Origin of the sequence: Polaribacter aestuariivivens (genome assembly GCF_005885675.1) — a bacterium.
Lineage (GTDB): Bacteria > Bacteroidota > Bacteroidia > Flavobacteriales > Flavobacteriaceae > Polaribacter > Polaribacter aestuariivivens.
This window is the reverse complement of sequence record NZ_VANR01000007.1, coordinates 149,196-163,591: the sequence shown is the minus strand read 5'-3', so window position 1 is coordinate 163,591 and position 14,396 is coordinate 149,196. Positions and strand designations below refer to the sequence as shown.

At 28.0% G+C, this 14,396-nt stretch carries 18 protein-coding genes; 7 read left to right on the top strand and 11 right to left on the bottom strand.

The genetic code is table 11. From position 1 onward, the window contains the following. Window positions 1–4: 4 nt before the first annotated feature. From FDT66_RS13195 to FDT66_RS13180, 4 genes are all read right to left on the bottom strand, one after another. On the bottom strand, window positions 5–490 hold the full coding sequence (locus tag FDT66_RS13195; RefSeq protein WP_138537309.1) for a Rab family GTPase: 486 nt from the start codon (window positions 488–490) through the stop codon (window positions 5–7). Beyond that, window positions 490–1,302 (bottom strand): cell envelope biogenesis protein OmpA, encoded by an 813-nt coding sequence (locus tag FDT66_RS13190; protein ID WP_138537307.1) that lies wholly within the window; start codon window positions 1,300–1,302, stop codon window positions 490–492. The genes FDT66_RS13195 and FDT66_RS13190 overlap by 1 nt, the downstream gene beginning before the upstream one ends. After that, window positions 1,303–1,656 carry a fructose 1,6-bisphosphatase gene (locus FDT66_RS13185; protein WP_138537305.1) on the bottom strand — a complete coding sequence of 118 codons (354 nt, stop codon included), beginning with the start codon at window positions 1,654–1,656 and terminating at the stop codon, window positions 1,303–1,305. It lies immediately after the preceding gene. A 113-nt stretch (window positions 1,657–1,769) separates the two neighbouring features. Further along, window positions 1,770–2,552 carry an MBL fold metallo-hydrolase gene (locus FDT66_RS13180; RefSeq protein ID WP_138537303.1) on the bottom strand — a complete coding sequence of 261 codons (783 nt, stop codon included), beginning with the start codon at window positions 2,550–2,552 and terminating at the stop codon, window positions 1,770–1,772. A 79-nt stretch (window positions 2,553–2,631) separates the two neighbouring features. On the opposite strand from FDT66_RS13180, the gene FDT66_RS13175 reads away from it, so the two are divergent. From FDT66_RS13175 to FDT66_RS13160, 4 genes are read left to right on the top strand one after another with little or no spacing between them, the layout of a single operon-like run. Further along, window positions 2,632–4,080, top strand: a complete 1,449-nt coding sequence (locus FDT66_RS13175; protein WP_138537301.1) for a TonB-dependent receptor — start codon at window positions 2,632–2,634, stop codon at window positions 4,078–4,080. Window positions 4,081–4,135: 55 nt separating this feature from the next. Continuing rightward, window positions 4,136–4,684, top strand: coding sequence for an RNA polymerase sigma factor (locus FDT66_RS13170; RefSeq protein ID WP_138537299.1), 549 nt, complete (start codon window positions 4,136–4,138; stop codon window positions 4,682–4,684). Between the two features lie 32 nt (window positions 4,685–4,716). Next, on the top strand, window positions 4,717–5,259 hold the full coding sequence (locus FDT66_RS13165) for a hypothetical protein (RefSeq protein ID WP_138537297.1): 543 nt from the start codon (window positions 4,717–4,719) through the stop codon (window positions 5,257–5,259). Between the two features lie 4 nt (window positions 5,260–5,263). Then, entirely contained in the window at window positions 5,264–5,716 is a 453-nt protein-coding gene (locus FDT66_RS13160; protein WP_138537295.1) for a sensor of ECF-type sigma factor, read from the top strand. A gap of 50 nt (window positions 5,717–5,766) precedes the next feature. On the opposite strand, the gene FDT66_RS13155 is transcribed toward FDT66_RS13160, so the two are convergent. The 4 genes from FDT66_RS13155 to kdsB form a co-directional block, all read right to left on the bottom strand. Beyond that, complete coding sequence (locus tag FDT66_RS13155) at window positions 5,767–5,964, bottom strand: hypothetical protein (protein ID WP_138537293.1); 198 nt, start codon at window positions 5,962–5,964, stop codon at window positions 5,767–5,769. Window positions 5,965–6,089: 125 nt separating this feature from the next. Beyond that, window positions 6,090–6,347: a hypothetical protein gene (locus FDT66_RS13150; RefSeq protein WP_138537291.1), complete on the bottom strand. Its 258-nt coding sequence runs from the start codon at window positions 6,345–6,347 to the stop codon at window positions 6,090–6,092. Window positions 6,348–6,390: 43 nt separating this feature from the next. Beyond that, window positions 6,391–7,083, bottom strand: coding sequence for an HAD family hydrolase (locus FDT66_RS13145; protein WP_138537289.1), 693 nt, complete (start codon window positions 7,081–7,083; stop codon window positions 6,391–6,393). Beyond that, complete coding sequence (gene kdsB, locus FDT66_RS13140; RefSeq protein ID WP_138537287.1) at window positions 7,083–7,814, bottom strand: 3-deoxy-manno-octulosonate cytidylyltransferase; 732 nt, start codon at window positions 7,812–7,814, stop codon at window positions 7,083–7,085. The genes FDT66_RS13145 and kdsB overlap by 1 nt, the downstream gene beginning before the upstream one ends. Before the next feature lie 100 nt (window positions 7,815–7,914). Here kdsB and FDT66_RS13135 point away from each other — a divergent pair, with 100 nt between their 5' ends. Together FDT66_RS13135 and FDT66_RS13130 are read left to right on the top strand one after the other, a co-directional pair. Continuing rightward, entirely contained in the window at window positions 7,915–8,082 is a 168-nt protein-coding gene (locus FDT66_RS13135; protein ID WP_138537285.1) for a lmo0937 family membrane protein, read from the top strand. A 174-nt stretch (window positions 8,083–8,256) separates the two neighbouring features. Further along, complete coding sequence (locus FDT66_RS13130) at window positions 8,257–8,706, top strand: hypothetical protein (RefSeq protein ID WP_138537283.1); 450 nt, start codon at window positions 8,257–8,259, stop codon at window positions 8,704–8,706. 48 nt (window positions 8,707–8,754) lie between these two features. On the opposite strand, the gene FDT66_RS13125 is transcribed toward FDT66_RS13130, so the two are convergent. Further along, window positions 8,755–9,627, bottom strand: a complete 873-nt coding sequence (locus FDT66_RS13125; RefSeq protein WP_138537281.1) for an OmpA family protein — start codon at window positions 9,625–9,627, stop codon at window positions 8,755–8,757. A gap of 253 nt (window positions 9,628–9,880) precedes the next feature. Continuing rightward, complete coding sequence (locus tag FDT66_RS13120; protein ID WP_138537279.1) at window positions 9,881–12,517, bottom strand: valine--tRNA ligase; 2,637 nt, start codon at window positions 12,515–12,517, stop codon at window positions 9,881–9,883. 123 nt (window positions 12,518–12,640) lie between these two features. On the opposite strand from FDT66_RS13120, the gene FDT66_RS13115 reads away from it, so the two are divergent. Continuing rightward, window positions 12,641–13,048 carry a DUF1573 domain-containing protein gene (locus FDT66_RS13115; protein ID WP_138537277.1) on the top strand — a complete coding sequence of 136 codons (408 nt, stop codon included), beginning with the start codon at window positions 12,641–12,643 and terminating at the stop codon, window positions 13,046–13,048. Here FDT66_RS13115 and FDT66_RS13110 read toward each other — a convergent pair. Further along, a complete protein-coding gene (locus FDT66_RS13110) occupies window positions 13,045–14,385 on the bottom strand; it encodes an aspartyl protease family protein (protein WP_171032391.1) in 1,341 nt (446 codons plus the stop codon). The two genes, FDT66_RS13115 and FDT66_RS13110, sit on opposite strands and share 4 nt — an antisense overlap. Window positions 14,386–14,396 lie beyond the last annotated feature (11 nt).

Sequence of the window (14,396 nt, the reverse complement as noted above, 5' to 3'; positions counted from 1 at the left end):
AGGTTTATTTTAAAGCTTGAGCGGTTAATTTTAAAAATGCGTCTTCTACATTTTCGTCTTCTTTTGCACTTGTAATCAAGTCTATTTTTACGGTAATTTTTGCTAGAACTGCCTCTAATTCGTCTTTAGAAAGCAAGTCTTTTTTATTGCCAACAATGGTAATGTTTTGCAAACCAGAAAGGGCTTTAATACTCGCCAAATGTTGGTCTATTGTTAAATACGTTTCTTCTCTACTCACATCAAACACAAACATGGCTGCACTTGCACCTAAAAAATAGGCTTTGGGTATTTTTTCATCTCCACTAGTTCCTGCAACATCCCAAATTAATAATTTTATTTCTTGGTTTTCATAAGCTACAACTTTAGAGCTTACACGAACGCCAATGGTACTTATGTAATCTTCTGAAAATTGATTTAACACAAACCTTCTAATAAGTGAGGTTTTACCAACACCAAAATTACCTACTAATAAAACTTTTTTAGCAATCATTAATTTTGAGTAATTAAATAGGTTTCAATTAAAGCATTTAGCTTTAATTCGTCTTTTAAATACGTTCGATCTCTTAAAATAACTTCTGCCAAATTATTTACATTATCTGCTAATTGATCTCTAAATTCTGAATTTAAAACTCCTGAAGTTGCAATAGCAATATAAATAGTTTTAAAGTTTTTTATGGTAAGTTGAAAACTATCAAATTTAATATCTTCTAAGTTTTGATTTTCTTTAGAAAAAGCATCTTCTGCAAAAGATTTGATGGCAGTTAACATTCCAGATACCATATCTTTATCGGCAATGTTTCCTCTTGTAAAATTACCAGCAAGTAAACCAGAATCTTTTTCAATCACAAAAACTTCTTCTATTATAGGTTCAAAAACTTCTTGAAGCACAACTCCTGCATCATTATTTTTTCCTTTAAAAAAACGTGTAAGTATTTGTTTTAGTGAAAATTTCTCTTGAATTGTTCTGTTTATATTGTCAGATAACTTTGTTATTTCACTCACAATAGCTTTTTTAACTAATTTACCCATAATTGGGTACAGAGCTTCAACAACTTCATCTTGAGAGTCTCTAATTTGAACTTTTATGGTTTCTGTAATGGTATCTCCAAAATATTCTGGAAATTTTTGACGAAGATCTTCAATTTTTTCATCTACAAGAGGTTGTACTCTTTTTGAGAGCTTCTCTTTTTCAATAATTTCTTCACTTAAAGCAGTAAATTTTTCTCTATCATCTTCTAATAAAAGTTCTCTGAGCAACTCAAAACGATTGTCTTTTTTGTTATCTTCAGTGGGCTTTTTCATCTATTCTTGCAACATTAGTGCAATTTTTTCTAGCGCTTTTCCTAACTTTCTTCTGTCTGCTTTATCATCATCTAAATCTGCCAATCTCTTATCTAAATCGTCGTTTAAATCTTGAAATTTATGATCCATTAAACTTTCTAAATCTGCAAGTTTGTTTTCAAGATTAGAAACTGCTTCTGATAAATTAGTTCTGGTTTCGTTTTGTAGCGCTTTTATTTTATCGTAAACATCTGCAAATTCAGTATTGTATTGCTGAATATTTTCACCAAAAATAAGGTCTCTTACTGCAGCAATTCTGCTATCTACTTCTTGCGCTGTTTCTGGAGCTTTGCTTTTTTCTGACTTTTTTTCCATGTATATTTTAGTTGAGTTAATTTATGGGAATGTTTGATAAACTTTACAGATTACAATGTAAATTATAAAAAGCTGTTCAAACAAATATACATTAAAAAATAATTACTAAAAATTTAGACTTCAATTTTTAATCCATCAAAAGCTAAGAACACATTTTTGGGTAGTTTTTTTGAGATTTCTTCATGAAAACCTAATTTGTGACTTATGTGTGTAAAGTAAGTTTTTTTAGGTTGCAATTCTTTTACCAACTCCAAAGCTTCGTCTAAATTTAAATGTGTTGGGTGCGAATCTATTCTTAATGCATTTACAATTAAAACGTCTAAATTTTTAAGTTTTAATTTTTCAGATTCAGCAATATATTTCACATCAGTTAAATAAGCTAAATTTTGAAATCTATAACCTAAAATTGACAATTTTCCGTGTAAAACCTGTATAGGAGTTACTTGTAAGTCTTCAATAAAAAATGTAGAATTTTCTACAACTACAGGAGTAACGCTTGGAGCTCCAGGATATCTATTCTCTTTGGAAAAAATATACTCAAATCGTTGCTCTAAACTTTTTAATGTTCTGCTATTTAAATAAATAGGCATCTCTCCTATTTGATAACAAAATGGTCGTAAATCATCTAATCCTGCAGTATGATCTGCATGTTCATGCGTAAATAAAACGCCTTTTATGCATTGTACATTTTCACGTAGCATTTGTTGGCGGAAATCTGGACCACAATCAATCACATATGAAACATCATCCCAAGAAATTAAAACAGAAGACCTTAAACGTTTATCTTTTAAGTTGTTAGATAAACAAACTGGGTCTTTACTTGCAATCATTGGAATACCTTGCGAAGTTCCTGTTCCTAAAAAAGTAACCTTTAACAGTTTTTTAATAGTTATCATCTCAACAAAAATAAGATAAAAATTGACTGATAGTACACTTATTCACTACATTTGTTAGAACGTAATTAAAAATAAATTTATGGCAATTTCTTTAAGAGGAGATCAAGAAATAAGTAGTGTACCTACAACTAAAAATAAAGCTTTAAGAATTAACCTAAACACAGACATTTACGGAACTTTTGCTGAAATTGGAGCTGGACAAGAAACAGCTCGTAATTTTTTTAGATCTGGTGCTGCAAGTGGTACTATTGCAAAAGCAATGAGTGCATATGACAAAGATTTTTCGGACGCTATTTATGGTATAGAACAAGATAAACGTTATGTAACACAACCACGTCTTAAAAAAATGTTAGGTCATGAAATAGATTTAATTGAAGACAGATTAAGTAGAGAAAAACATCCTGATAAATTATTTTTTAGTTACGCAAATACAGTTACAACCATAGATTTTGCTAAAAAGTTTAAAGGTCATGGTTGGGTTGGTATTCGTTTTCAACTAGATCCTCTTGAGGGCTATAATGAAATTATTTTACATTTACGTTTTAAAGAAACTGATGCGCGTTTACAACAAGAAACATTAGGTATTTTAGGTGTAAATTTAATTTACGGAGCATTTTATTTAAATGACAATCCTAAAGAATTGGTAAAATCTTTTTACCATAATTTAAGTAATGACCAACTAGAAATTGACATGATTAATTTCTCTGGACCTCGTTTTATGTATGTAGACAATCGTTTAATGAGTTTGCAATTACTTAAAAACGGTATGACAAATGCTGTAATGTTTGGTCCAGATGGAAACAACTTATTACCAGCACAAGTATTGTACAAAAAAAACATATTGGCTTTAAGAGGTAGTTTTAGACCTGTTACAAAAGTAAATATGGATATGTTTGAAAATGCAAAAAAACTTTTTTTAGCAGAAAATAAAGTTGAAGAAGATCGTACACAAATAATTTTTGAAATTACCTTAAGCAATTTAACTGCAGAAGGTAAAATTAACGAAAGAGATTTTTTAGACAGAGCTGAATTACTTTGTTCTCTAGGACAAAATGTTATGATTACCAGTTTTCAACAATATTTTAAGCTCGTAGAATATTTTAGCGAATTCACCAAAGAAAGAATGGCGCTTGCTATGGGAGTTTACAACTTAATTCAAATTTTTGACGAGAAATATTACCGTAATTTAAGTGGTGGAATTTTAGAAGCTTTCGGTAAACTATTTTATAGAGATTTAAAAGTTTACATGTATCCTTATAAAGACAAAGCGTCTGGTGATTATATAAATAGTGAAAATTTAAAAGTGCATCCAAGAATGAAAGAATTGTATAAATTCTTTAAGAACAATGGAAAACTTATAGATATTAAAGATTTTGATCCAGAAATTCTTGAAATTTTCTCAAGAACCGTTCTAAAAATGATTACAAATGGTGAAAAAGGTTGGGAAAAAATGTTACCAGAAGGAATTGCTGAACTTATAAAACAAAAGCGTTTGTTTGGTTACTCTAAAACTCGCTTAAAAAAATAAACACCCTTAAATTAAACCTTTTTTGAAAAATTTTGTCTAACTAAAAAACCCAATTTTGACAGACGAAATTGTTTTAATAAATCAACTTAAAAATACTTCGACAAGAGAAAAAGCGTTTAGAGAACTTATTTTGCTCTACAAACAGCGTTTGTATTGGCATATAAGAAAAATTGTAATTTCTCATGATGATGCTGATGATGTTTTGCAAAACACGTTTATAAAAGTGTATAGAAATATTGATAAGTTTAACCAAGAAAGCAAACTTTTTTCTTGGATGTACAGAATTGCCACTAACGAATCTATCACCTTTATTAATAAAAGAGCCAAAGAACGTAATGTAGATATTACAGATGTTCAACAACATTTAGCATCAACTTTAGAAAGTGATGTATATTTTTCAGGAGACGAAATTCAATTAATTTTGCAAAAAGCTATTGCCACACTTCCTCAAAAACAACAATTAGTTTTTAACATGAAGTATTTTGACGAATTAAAATATGAAGAAATTTCTGAAATATTAGAAACCTCTGTTGGAGCACTAAAAGCATCTTATTTTCATGCAGTTAAGAAAATAGAAAATTATATAAAATCAAAAACAGATTAAACCTTTTCAAAAAAAAAAGGTCTAAAGTACGTATGGAAAATAATATTAAAAATAACGAAGATTTTTTAAAATCGATTACTGGTAAAAATACTGGTTTTTCAGCACCATCAAATTATTTTGATACTGCAGAAGATCGTTTTTCTTCATTTATTTTTGAAGAATCTTTACCAAAAGAAAACTCTTTTAAAACACCAGATTCTTATTTTGAAAATTTAGAGAATGAAATTATTAACAAAGCTTTTCCTACAAAAGAAACAAAAGTAATTTCTTTGAAATCTAGGTTTTTAAAAATTATACCTGTTGCTTCTGCTGCTTGTATTGCTTTATTTTTAGGAATAACTTATTTCAATACAATTAATAATAAAGCAGAAATAACCTTTGATTCTATTGCTCAGCTAGATATTGAAAATTGGATTATAGAAAACTCCAACGATTTAACTAAAGATGATTTTGCAAATGTTTTAAATAGTGACATTGTAAATGAAAACGATTTTGCTTTTGCAGAACTAAAAGATGATGCTATAGAAGACTATATCATAACAACAGATAACATTTCTATTTTAAACGAAAAGTAATAAAATGAAAAAATATATTTTAACTATTAGTTTCTTGTTGCTAGGAATTTTACAAATAAACGCACAAGAAAAAAAAGAAAGTAGAGAAAAAATTAAGGCTTTAAAAGTATCTTATTTAACTGCAGAATTACAACTTTCTAGCTCTGAGGCGCAAAAATTTTGGCCTATTTATAATGTGCATGAAGAAAAAATGGACAATTTAAGAAACAAGTGGAGAGTTGATATTAAAAATAAAATTAAAGATGCTGGCAATTTAGAAGGCTTAAGTGAAGCTGAAGCTAAAAAATTGGTTTTAATGAATGAAGATCTTGGTAAAAAAATGATTTTAGAGAAAGAAGATTTTCTTAAAAAAGTTTCTAAATTTTTACCTTATAAAAAAATATTAAAACTCCATATTTCTGAAAAAGAATTTGCACGAAAGTTAATGCGTAGATATGGTAAAAGAAATAAAAAATAAAAAACGTTTCATAAAAAAAAGAGGTTATAAATATTTATAACCTCTTTTTTTTATTTATTTATTAACGTCATGCAAACAAACAATTCTGGTTTATTTGCTGTAAACTGTTTTAACCAAATTGTTAACTCGTTTATTTCGTAAGGTAACAATCTTTTTAATGCTTTTTCTAATTCTTTACAAAACAAATCTGAATTAAAACTTACTTTTTTTAAAACAGTTTTGGTGTACTCAAACATTGCTCTAGCCATTTTAATAGGTATTTAAATTAAAACGAAAACAATTATATTTTTAGTATAATTCTTGTCAAATTTAACTAAAAAAACCATCAATTGTAAGTTGATGGTTGTTAAATTATGTTTACAAAATGTTAATGTTACAGTTTGTTTGCTTTTTCAATTAATGCATTTGCTTTTGTTTCCAATTCTGCACTAACTTCTTTTAAATGTGCTTTCTTATTATCTACTTTTGCATTTATTTTCGCAATTAACGTGTCAAAAGTTTCAATTGTTTCATCTATTATTGCTTCTGCTTTCTTTTTATCAGCATTTGCATGCATTTTTTCTGAAACGTATCCTATAATATCTCCTAAAGTATAGTTGATGTCTTTTTTTAAGTTTTTAATACTTGCCATAAGTCCTTTTTTATTTATAATTATGCAAATTTAGGCTATTTATTTAAATGAGCGATAAAACTTCTTTGATATTTGTTAAAGTGGCATAATCTGCATTTTGTTGCTCTTCTTTTGAAACCTCTTCATGAATCCAAGTTGTATGAAAAGGAATATGAATTGCAGAAGCACCAATTTCTAACAAGGGAAGAACATCTGATTTTAGTGAATTTCCAATCATTAAAAATTCGGAAGGTTGAATATCTAAATGATTGATGAGTTTTGTATAATCTTTTTCTTTCTTATCACTCATAACTTCAATATGGTGAAAGTATTTTAACAGGTTAGATTTTTCTAGTTTTCTTTCCTGATCTAACAAATCGCCTTTCGTTGCAACAATTAATTTATATTTTTCTTGTAAATGTTCTAATACTTCTTCAACTCCTTCTAAAACTTCAACAGGTTTTTGAAGCATATCTTTACCAATATTTATTATTTTTTCGATTGTTTTTTGAGGAATTTTGTAGTTAGACAGCTCCAAAGCACACTCTACCATAGATAAAACAAAACCCTTAACCCCATAACCATAATGCACTAAATTTTTAATTTCGGTTTTAAAAAGCTCTTGATCTATTTTGTTTTTTGTTTCGTACTTGGATATTAATTTTGCAAACTCCTCCTCTGCTTCTCTAAAATAAGTTTCATTTATCCACAAAGTATCGTCTGCATCAAATGCAATAACTTTAATTTTATTAAACATTATAAGTTTAAGTATTTTTTGGCTTTCTCTAAATCTTCAGGAGTATCAATTCCAACAGCTTCTACTGTTGTTTCAACCATTTTTATTTTTTTACCAATTTCTTGATAACGAATTGCTTCAATTTTTTCTGCTGCTTCTAAAGGTGTCATTGGTGTTTTATAAAAATCTAATAATGCTTGTTTTCTAAAAGCATATACCCCTTTATGTTTGTAATATTTTACGTTTACTGCAGCATCTCTATGGTATGGAATAACACTTCTAGAAAAGTAAATTGCCATATTATTTACATCTGTAATTACTTTTACATTGTTGGGGTTTTCAATATCTTCTTTATTTGTAATTTGTACTTTTAAAGAGGCTAAATCTACTTCTTGATGTGTATCTTTTTTAAAAACATCTATTAATTTAGATAAGGAAACTTCGTCTATAAAAGGTTCATCTCCTTGAACATTTACTACGATATCTGTTTCTATATTTTCTACTGCTTCTGCAATTCTATCAGAACCACATTCGTGTTCTTTTTTGCTCATTAATACCTTTCCTCCAGCGTCTGAAATATTTTTTTGAATAATTTCAGAATCTGTAACTACGTAAACTTCACTAAACAAATTGGTATTTAAAGCAGCTTTATAGGTTTTTAAAATTACAGATTCGCCTCCTAAATCTTTCATTAATTTTCCTGGAAAACGAGAAGCACTATAACGTGCAGGAATCATGGCAATGATTTTCATAGACTTATTTTAAATGCATCAAAGATAATATTTAAATGAATAGAGTTAATATTCACCTAACGTTTTTTTTAATTTTGAATGAACAAAAAAAATTATTATTATGAGAAGTATTTTATGGCTTGTAGCCGTTGTTTGTATTATTATTTGGGCTTTAGGCGTTTTAGGTCTGGTTCAAGGAATTGCCACTGGAAGCTTAATACACATATTATTAGTAATTGCTGTTATAGTAATTCTATATAACATTATTTCAGGTAGAAAACCATTATAATATTAACCAAAAAAAAATAGAAAAACCGAGTTTTTAGAATTCGGTTTTTCATTTTCAAATTTTAATTTAAAAACATAATTAAACGATAAAATTTGTTTTTATCATTTTTTTATGAGAAAGACTCGTATCTTTTTTTAAATTTGTTTAATAACTAACTAAAAAAAATAAACAAAAATGACTTCAACTAAAATTATTATAAAATATGCTTTACTAATTATCTTATTAATAGGTGGTTTTTTCTTTTTATGTAAATTACTTGGCTTAGAAGAAAATCCGTATTTAAGATTTTTAAATCTTCTATTTGTAATTATTGGTATTAGACAAGCAATTAAAACTAGTATTTTTAAAAACAAAGAAACCAATTATGCAACTAATTTGGGTATTGGAATACAAACATCAGCAATTGCAGTGGTAGTTTCTATTATTGGTGTTGCTTTGTATGTACACTTTATTAATCCTGAGTTTTTAGCTGTGATGAATAGTTCCTTTTTAATTGGAGGAGATTTATCTTTATCAGAAATAGTAATTACTTTATTAATTGAAGGTATGGCTTCTTCTGTTATTGGTGCATTTATAATTATGCAGTTTTACAAAAATCATGATAAAGAAAACTTAAACGAATAAAAAAAACTCCCATTTGGGAGTTTTTTTTTGATTAAACTTATTTAACTACTATTGTTTTTCTATTACCCCTTCATTTGCTAACAATGCAAAAAACTTATCTAAATTTGGTAGAATAACAATTCTTGTTCTTCTGTTTTTTGCTCTATTTTCACTATTTGTATTTGGAAACAATGGCATTGTATCTCCTCTACCAGAAGCAATTAATCTACTTCCTTCAATATCGAACTTGTTCTGTAACAATCTTACAATTGAAGTGGCTCTTTTTACGCTTAAATCCCAATTATCTTCAATTACTGCGTTATTTATGGTTCTTGAATCTGTATGTCCTTCAATCATTACATCCATACTTGGCTCAGATTTAATAATATCTGCCAATTGAGTTATTAGCTTGTACGCACTTTTTTTAACTCTATAACTTGCTGTATTAAATAATAATTTATCTGAAACTGATATCATTACAACTGTTTGATCTATATTAATATCAATATCTTCTGAGTTTTTGATATCAGAAAGCCCTACATTATTTATTAGATTATATGAAACAGCAAGGTTTAAAGAATCTTTTAAAGTTTTAGCTTTTGCTAATTTTTCAGGATCTACTTTTGCTAAAGTTTCATTCATTCTTTTTCTTGTATTGTTTGATATTACAGCTGTATTACCAACCATATCTAACTTAATATCATTTTCGTTTTTTAAAGTTACATTATCACTTTTTAAAGAATTAATTTTATTATTATAGTTTTCTACACGATCTTCAATTTTTGCAAATTTTGCTTCTAAAGCTTCTTTTTCTAAAGTCGTTTTTTGAAGGTTTCCTTTTGTATTTACATATTTAGTTTCTAATGCTGTGTATTTCTTTTTTGAAACACATGAAGTTGTTAAAATTGCAACTAATGCAACTGGAATAAAAAATTTTTTCATCTTTTTTAATTTTTATAGTTTTTATAGTTTTTATAGTTGCTATTAAAACGCTTTAAAAAAGAAGATATTCTTTAAAATAAATATTCTTTTGCATATTTTAATAAATGTTAACTAAAAATGTTAAAGGTTACTTAAGTTTTCCGCTTTTATAAATTGTTGACAAATAAATTATGTAAGTAAAAATATATTTTGAAAATAAAAAACCCTTCAAGTAAATTTTGAAGGGTTTTTAAGTGAGTATGAAATAGTATTTCTATTGCATGCTTGCTAAACTACTTTTTATCGTTTCAATTTTTGCTAAAGCATCTGCTTCTTTTTTACGTTCTAAAGTAATTACCTGCTCTGGTGCGTTAGATACAAAACGCTCATTTGATAATTTTTTTTGAACACCAAATAAGAAACCTTCAGCTCTTTTTAGTTCTGCTTCTAACTTTTTTGTTTCAGCTACAATATCAATACTTTCAATTGAAATTGGAACAAAATACTCATTAGATTTTACTCTGAATGAAGCTCCATCTACTTTTTCTGAAACGTATTTTATGGATGCTGTATTTGTTAACTTTTGAATGATATTATCAAACTCTTGTGAGGTTTTATCATTATTTATTACAAACAACTCAACTGCATCTTTAAAAGAAATATTTTTATCTTTTCTAATAGTTCTAATACCAGAAATAACATCTGTTGCAAAATCAAAGTTTGCAATAATATCTTCATTAAAATATTTAATCACTGGATATTTTGCAATAATCAAAGCTTCTTCAGGAGTTCTTTCTGAAATATATTGCCAAATTTCTTCAGTTAAAAATGGCATAAATGGATGCAATACTTTCAAATTATCTTCTAAAACTTTAATAATTGCATCATACGTTTTTTTATCAATTGGTTGTTGGTATGCTGGTTTTACAATTTCTAATAACCAAGAAGAAAAATCGTCCATTATTAGCTTGTAAATTACCATTAATGCATCTGATAATCGATATTTAGAAAAATGATCTTCTATTTCTGCTAGTGCTTTTTGAAACTTTGCTTCGTACCATTTTAAACCAGTTTTTGCAGTTTCTGGTTGTGTTAAATCTGCATCAATTTCCCAACCTTTTATCAAACGAAAAGCATTCCAAATTTTGTTGGCAAAACCTTTTCCTTGTTGACATAAGTCTTCATCAAATAATATATCGTTTCCTGCTGGAGCACTTAATAGCAAACCAACACGTACACCATCTGCACCAAATTCTTCAATTAATTTTAATGCATCTGGAGAATTCCCTAAAGATTTAGACATTTTACGACGTTGTTTGTCGCGAACCAAACCTGTTAAATAAACATTTTGAAAAGGTTTTTCATCTTTATATTCATATCCAGCAACTATCATTCTTGCTACCCAAAAGAAAAGAATATCTGGTCCTGTAACCAAATCGTTTGTTGGATAGTAATAGTTAATTTCTTCATTTTCTGGATTTCTAATACCGTCAAATACCGATATTGGCCATAACCAAGAAGAAAACCAAGTATCAAGAGCGTCTTCATCTTGTGTTAAGTCGGAAGTTTGAAGCTGAGAGTTTAAAGTTTTTTCTTTTGCAAGTAAAAGTGCTTCTTCAATATTCTCTGCAACTACAAAGTCTTCTTTTCCATCACCGTAATAAAATGCAGGAATTTGTTGTCCCCACCAAAGTTGACGAGAAATGTTCCAATCACGAACATTTTCCATCCAATGACGATAAGTGTTTTCAAATTTCTTTGGATATAAGTTGATATCTGTATCTTCGCCCAAAACAGCATCAATAGCTGGTTGTGCAAGATCTTTCATCTTTAAAAACCATTGATCAGACAACCTTGGCTCTATAACTGCTTTTGTTCTTTCAGAAGTACCTACTTTATTGGTATGAACTTCTGTTTTTACTAAAAATCCTTTTTCTTCTAATTCTTTAGAAATTTCTTTACGAACTACAAACCTATCTTTTCCTTGATAATGCAATCCGAATGAATTTAAAGAAGCATCGTCATTAAAAATATCAATTACTTCTAAATTGTGTTTGTCTCCTAAATTCTTGTCATTTTCATCATGTGCAGGAGTAACTTTTAAACAACCTGTTCCAAACTCTACATCTACATATTCATCTTCAATAATAGGAATAATTCTTCCACATAAAGGCACAATTGCTTTTTTTCCTTTTAAATGGGTAAAACGTTCGTCATTTGGGTTGATACAAATTGCTGTATCTCCAAAGATAGTTTCTGGACGCGTTGTTGCAATTGTTAATTTATCTTCTGAACCTTCGATTTTATATTCTAAATAGTACAAGTTTCCTTGTCTTTCTTCATGTATTACTTCTTCGTCTGAAAGTGTTGTTTTTGCTTCAGGATCCCAGTTTACCATTCTGTATCCTCTATAAATTAAGCCTTTATTATATAAATCTACAAAAACCTTAATTACAGATTCCGACATTTCTGGATCCATCGTAAAAGCAGTTCTTTCCCAATCACAGGATGCACCTAACTTTTTTAGTTGTTCTAAAATTTTTCCTCCATATTCATCTTTCCAATTAAAAGCATGTTGTAAAAATTCTTCTCTAGTTAAATCGTTTTTACTAATTCCTTGCTCTTTTAACTTTGCCACAACTTTTGCTTCTGTAGCAATAGATGCATGATCTGTTCCTGGAACCCAACAAGCATTTTTACCTAACAAACGTGCACGACGAATTAATACATCTTGAATGGTATTATTTAACATATGCCCCATATGCAAAACACCAGTTACGTTTGGTGGCGGAATTACAATAGTATATGGCTCTCTTTCATCTGGTATTGAATGAAAATAATTATTTTTCATCCAGTAATCGTACCATTTATCTTCTACTTTTCTTGCATCATATTTAGATGGAATATTCATACTTTGGAATCGTTTTTGATATATAGTTGACAAAAGTACAATTATCTATTTTCAAGAGAAAATTAGTAGTTGATTTTTTAATACAAAATATAAATCTTAATTTTACGATATAAAATATTAGTTATGAGAACTTTTGGTATTTTTTTTATGTTACTTTTTATTACTTTTTCAATTAATTCACAAGAATTTAAGTTTGAAAAAGAAACAATTGATTATGGAAAAATAGCAAAAGAAGCGAATGGAGAGCGTATTTTTGTATTTACAAATATTGGTGACGCTCCTTTGATTATTAAAAACATACAGTCTTCTTGTGGATGTACAGTACCAAAAAAACCAGAAAAGCCAATTATGCCTGGTGAGAAAGGAGAAATTAAAGTTGTATATAACACTAAAATTACTGGAGGTTTTTCGAAACAAATTATAATTACTTCAAACGCAAAAAAAGATAGAAAAGTTTTGAAAATTAAAGGTTTTGTAACGGATGGAATTTCTTTAGAAAAAGAAAAAAGTTTACTTTCTGATGATAATTAAACCTTTTTTTCTAGTCTAAACTCAAATTTTATAATATCTCCATTTCTATTTACAGTCATTCGAATTCTCTTCTTATCTTTCTCTTGAAACTTACTTATAATTTCGTTTAAAGTATAATTGTGGGCTGCTTTTTCATTTATTTGTACTATTAAATCATTAGCCTGCAAACCTACTTTATCTGCTGGAGAATTTTTAACAACAGTTCTAATTTTAAAGATTGGTTTAAATTTGTATGAAAAATTTGTTACAAAAGAAATAGTGCTGTTTTTGTTTACATCATTATTATACGCATCAGAAACTCTAATTTCCTCTTTTTCCCTTACCAATTGTTTGCCAGCGTAAACAACATCTAAGCCACTCATATTATAGTTAAAATCACTTTTGAACGAACTGTTTTTTTTAAGCATTATTTGTTTGTTTGGATAGTCCATCCAAACTTTGAATCGTTTTAAAATATTCCCTCCAATACTACCATTTCTTCTTTTAAATTTTCTTGCATTTTTTGTAGAAACTGTATCTAAAAAAGAAACAGTGGGTTCTTCAATTTCAAACTGACCTATAATTAGTTTTGGTATTCTACTTCTGTTTCCATAAATAGATCCGCTTAAACCCTCTCCTAAAATATCATTAAAATAACGTTTAGGAGTTACTATATTTTTTTTTGTGTGTTCAAAAAGCCAAAGCGCATCACTCCCTCCAGAATCAATTAACAACTTTACATTTGTTAACTCATTTCCAATTGTATCTAATTGAACTTTTACATTTACAAATGGTTTTTTCCTGTAAAATTGAATTGGTAAAACTTCACACTTTCTGCATTTCTTGTAACTATATTTTTCAGGGTTATAAAAATCTATTTTTTTGGTTCTATAATTAATTTTGATGATAAAATTACGCAGTAAATTGTAGCCAATAATTCCGTGAATTGTAGTCCCCATTTTACCTGATAAATCAAAATAATCTTTTAAAATTACATAAACAGATTCGTTAAAACTAGCTATTCCTTTTATTGATAATTTATTGTTTTTAGATAACAAAGCTTCTACTGGTTTACCACCGCCCAAACCAGTTAAGTTTACTTTTTCTGTGTTTAACAATCCAATACTATCATTTTCAGACAAGTTAAATATGATGGTTTTATTAACACCAGAATCTAAAATAAAAGAAAGTTTTTTTCCATTAATTTCTACAGGAACAATGATTAAGTTATTAATTAATTGAAATTTAACGCGTTGTTTTTTATCGTTAGAATTTAAAAAACGAAACCCATTTTGTGAGTGCACTTTAAAAAGCGAACTAAAAAAAAGAAGGGTTAAAAAGATGAATATTTTTTTCAAAAAAATAAATT

Coding starts and splice junctions, on each gene's coding strand:
- FDT66_RS13195 (WP_138537309.1), bottom strand. CDS start 490: ATGATTGCTAAAAAAGTTTTATTAGTAGGTAATTTTGGTGTTGGTAAA.
- FDT66_RS13190 (WP_138537307.1), bottom strand. CDS start 1,302: ATGAAAAAGCCCACTGAAGATAACAAAAAAGACAATCGTTTTGAGTTG.
- FDT66_RS13185 (WP_138537305.1), bottom strand. CDS start 1,656: ATGGAAAAAAAGTCAGAAAAAAGCAAAGCTCCAGAAACAGCGCAAGAA.
- FDT66_RS13180 (WP_138537303.1), bottom strand. CDS start 2,552: ATGATAACTATTAAAAAACTGTTAAAGGTTACTTTTTTAGGAACAGGA.
- FDT66_RS13175 (WP_138537301.1), top strand. CDS start 2,632: ATGGCAATTTCTTTAAGAGGAGATCAAGAAATAAGTAGTGTACCTACA.
- FDT66_RS13165 (WP_138537297.1), top strand. CDS start 4,717: ATGGAAAATAATATTAAAAATAACGAAGATTTTTTAAAATCGATTACT.
- FDT66_RS13160 (WP_138537295.1), top strand. CDS start 5,264: ATGAAAAAATATATTTTAACTATTAGTTTCTTGTTGCTAGGAATTTTA.
- FDT66_RS13155 (WP_138537293.1), bottom strand. CDS start 5,964: ATGGCTAGAGCAATGTTTGAGTACACCAAAACTGTTTTAAAAAAAGTA.
- FDT66_RS13150 (WP_138537291.1), bottom strand. CDS start 6,347: ATGGCAAGTATTAAAAACTTAAAAAAAGACATCAACTATACTTTAGGA.
- FDT66_RS13145 (WP_138537289.1), bottom strand. CDS start 7,083: ATGTTTAATAAAATTAAAGTTATTGCATTTGATGCAGACGATACTTTG.
- kdsB (WP_138537287.1), bottom strand. CDS start 7,814: ATGAAAATCATTGCCATGATTCCTGCACGTTATAGTGCTTCTCGTTTT.
- FDT66_RS13135 (WP_138537285.1), top strand. CDS start 7,915: ATGAGAAGTATTTTATGGCTTGTAGCCGTTGTTTGTATTATTATTTGG.
- FDT66_RS13130 (WP_138537283.1), top strand. CDS start 8,257: ATGACTTCAACTAAAATTATTATAAAATATGCTTTACTAATTATCTTA.
- FDT66_RS13125 (WP_138537281.1), bottom strand. CDS start 9,627: ATGAAAAAATTTTTTATTCCAGTTGCATTAGTTGCAATTTTAACAACT.
- FDT66_RS13120 (WP_138537279.1), bottom strand. CDS start 12,517: ATGAATATTCCATCTAAATATGATGCAAGAAAAGTAGAAGATAAATGG.
- FDT66_RS13115 (WP_138537277.1), top strand. CDS start 12,641: ATGAGAACTTTTGGTATTTTTTTTATGTTACTTTTTATTACTTTTTCA.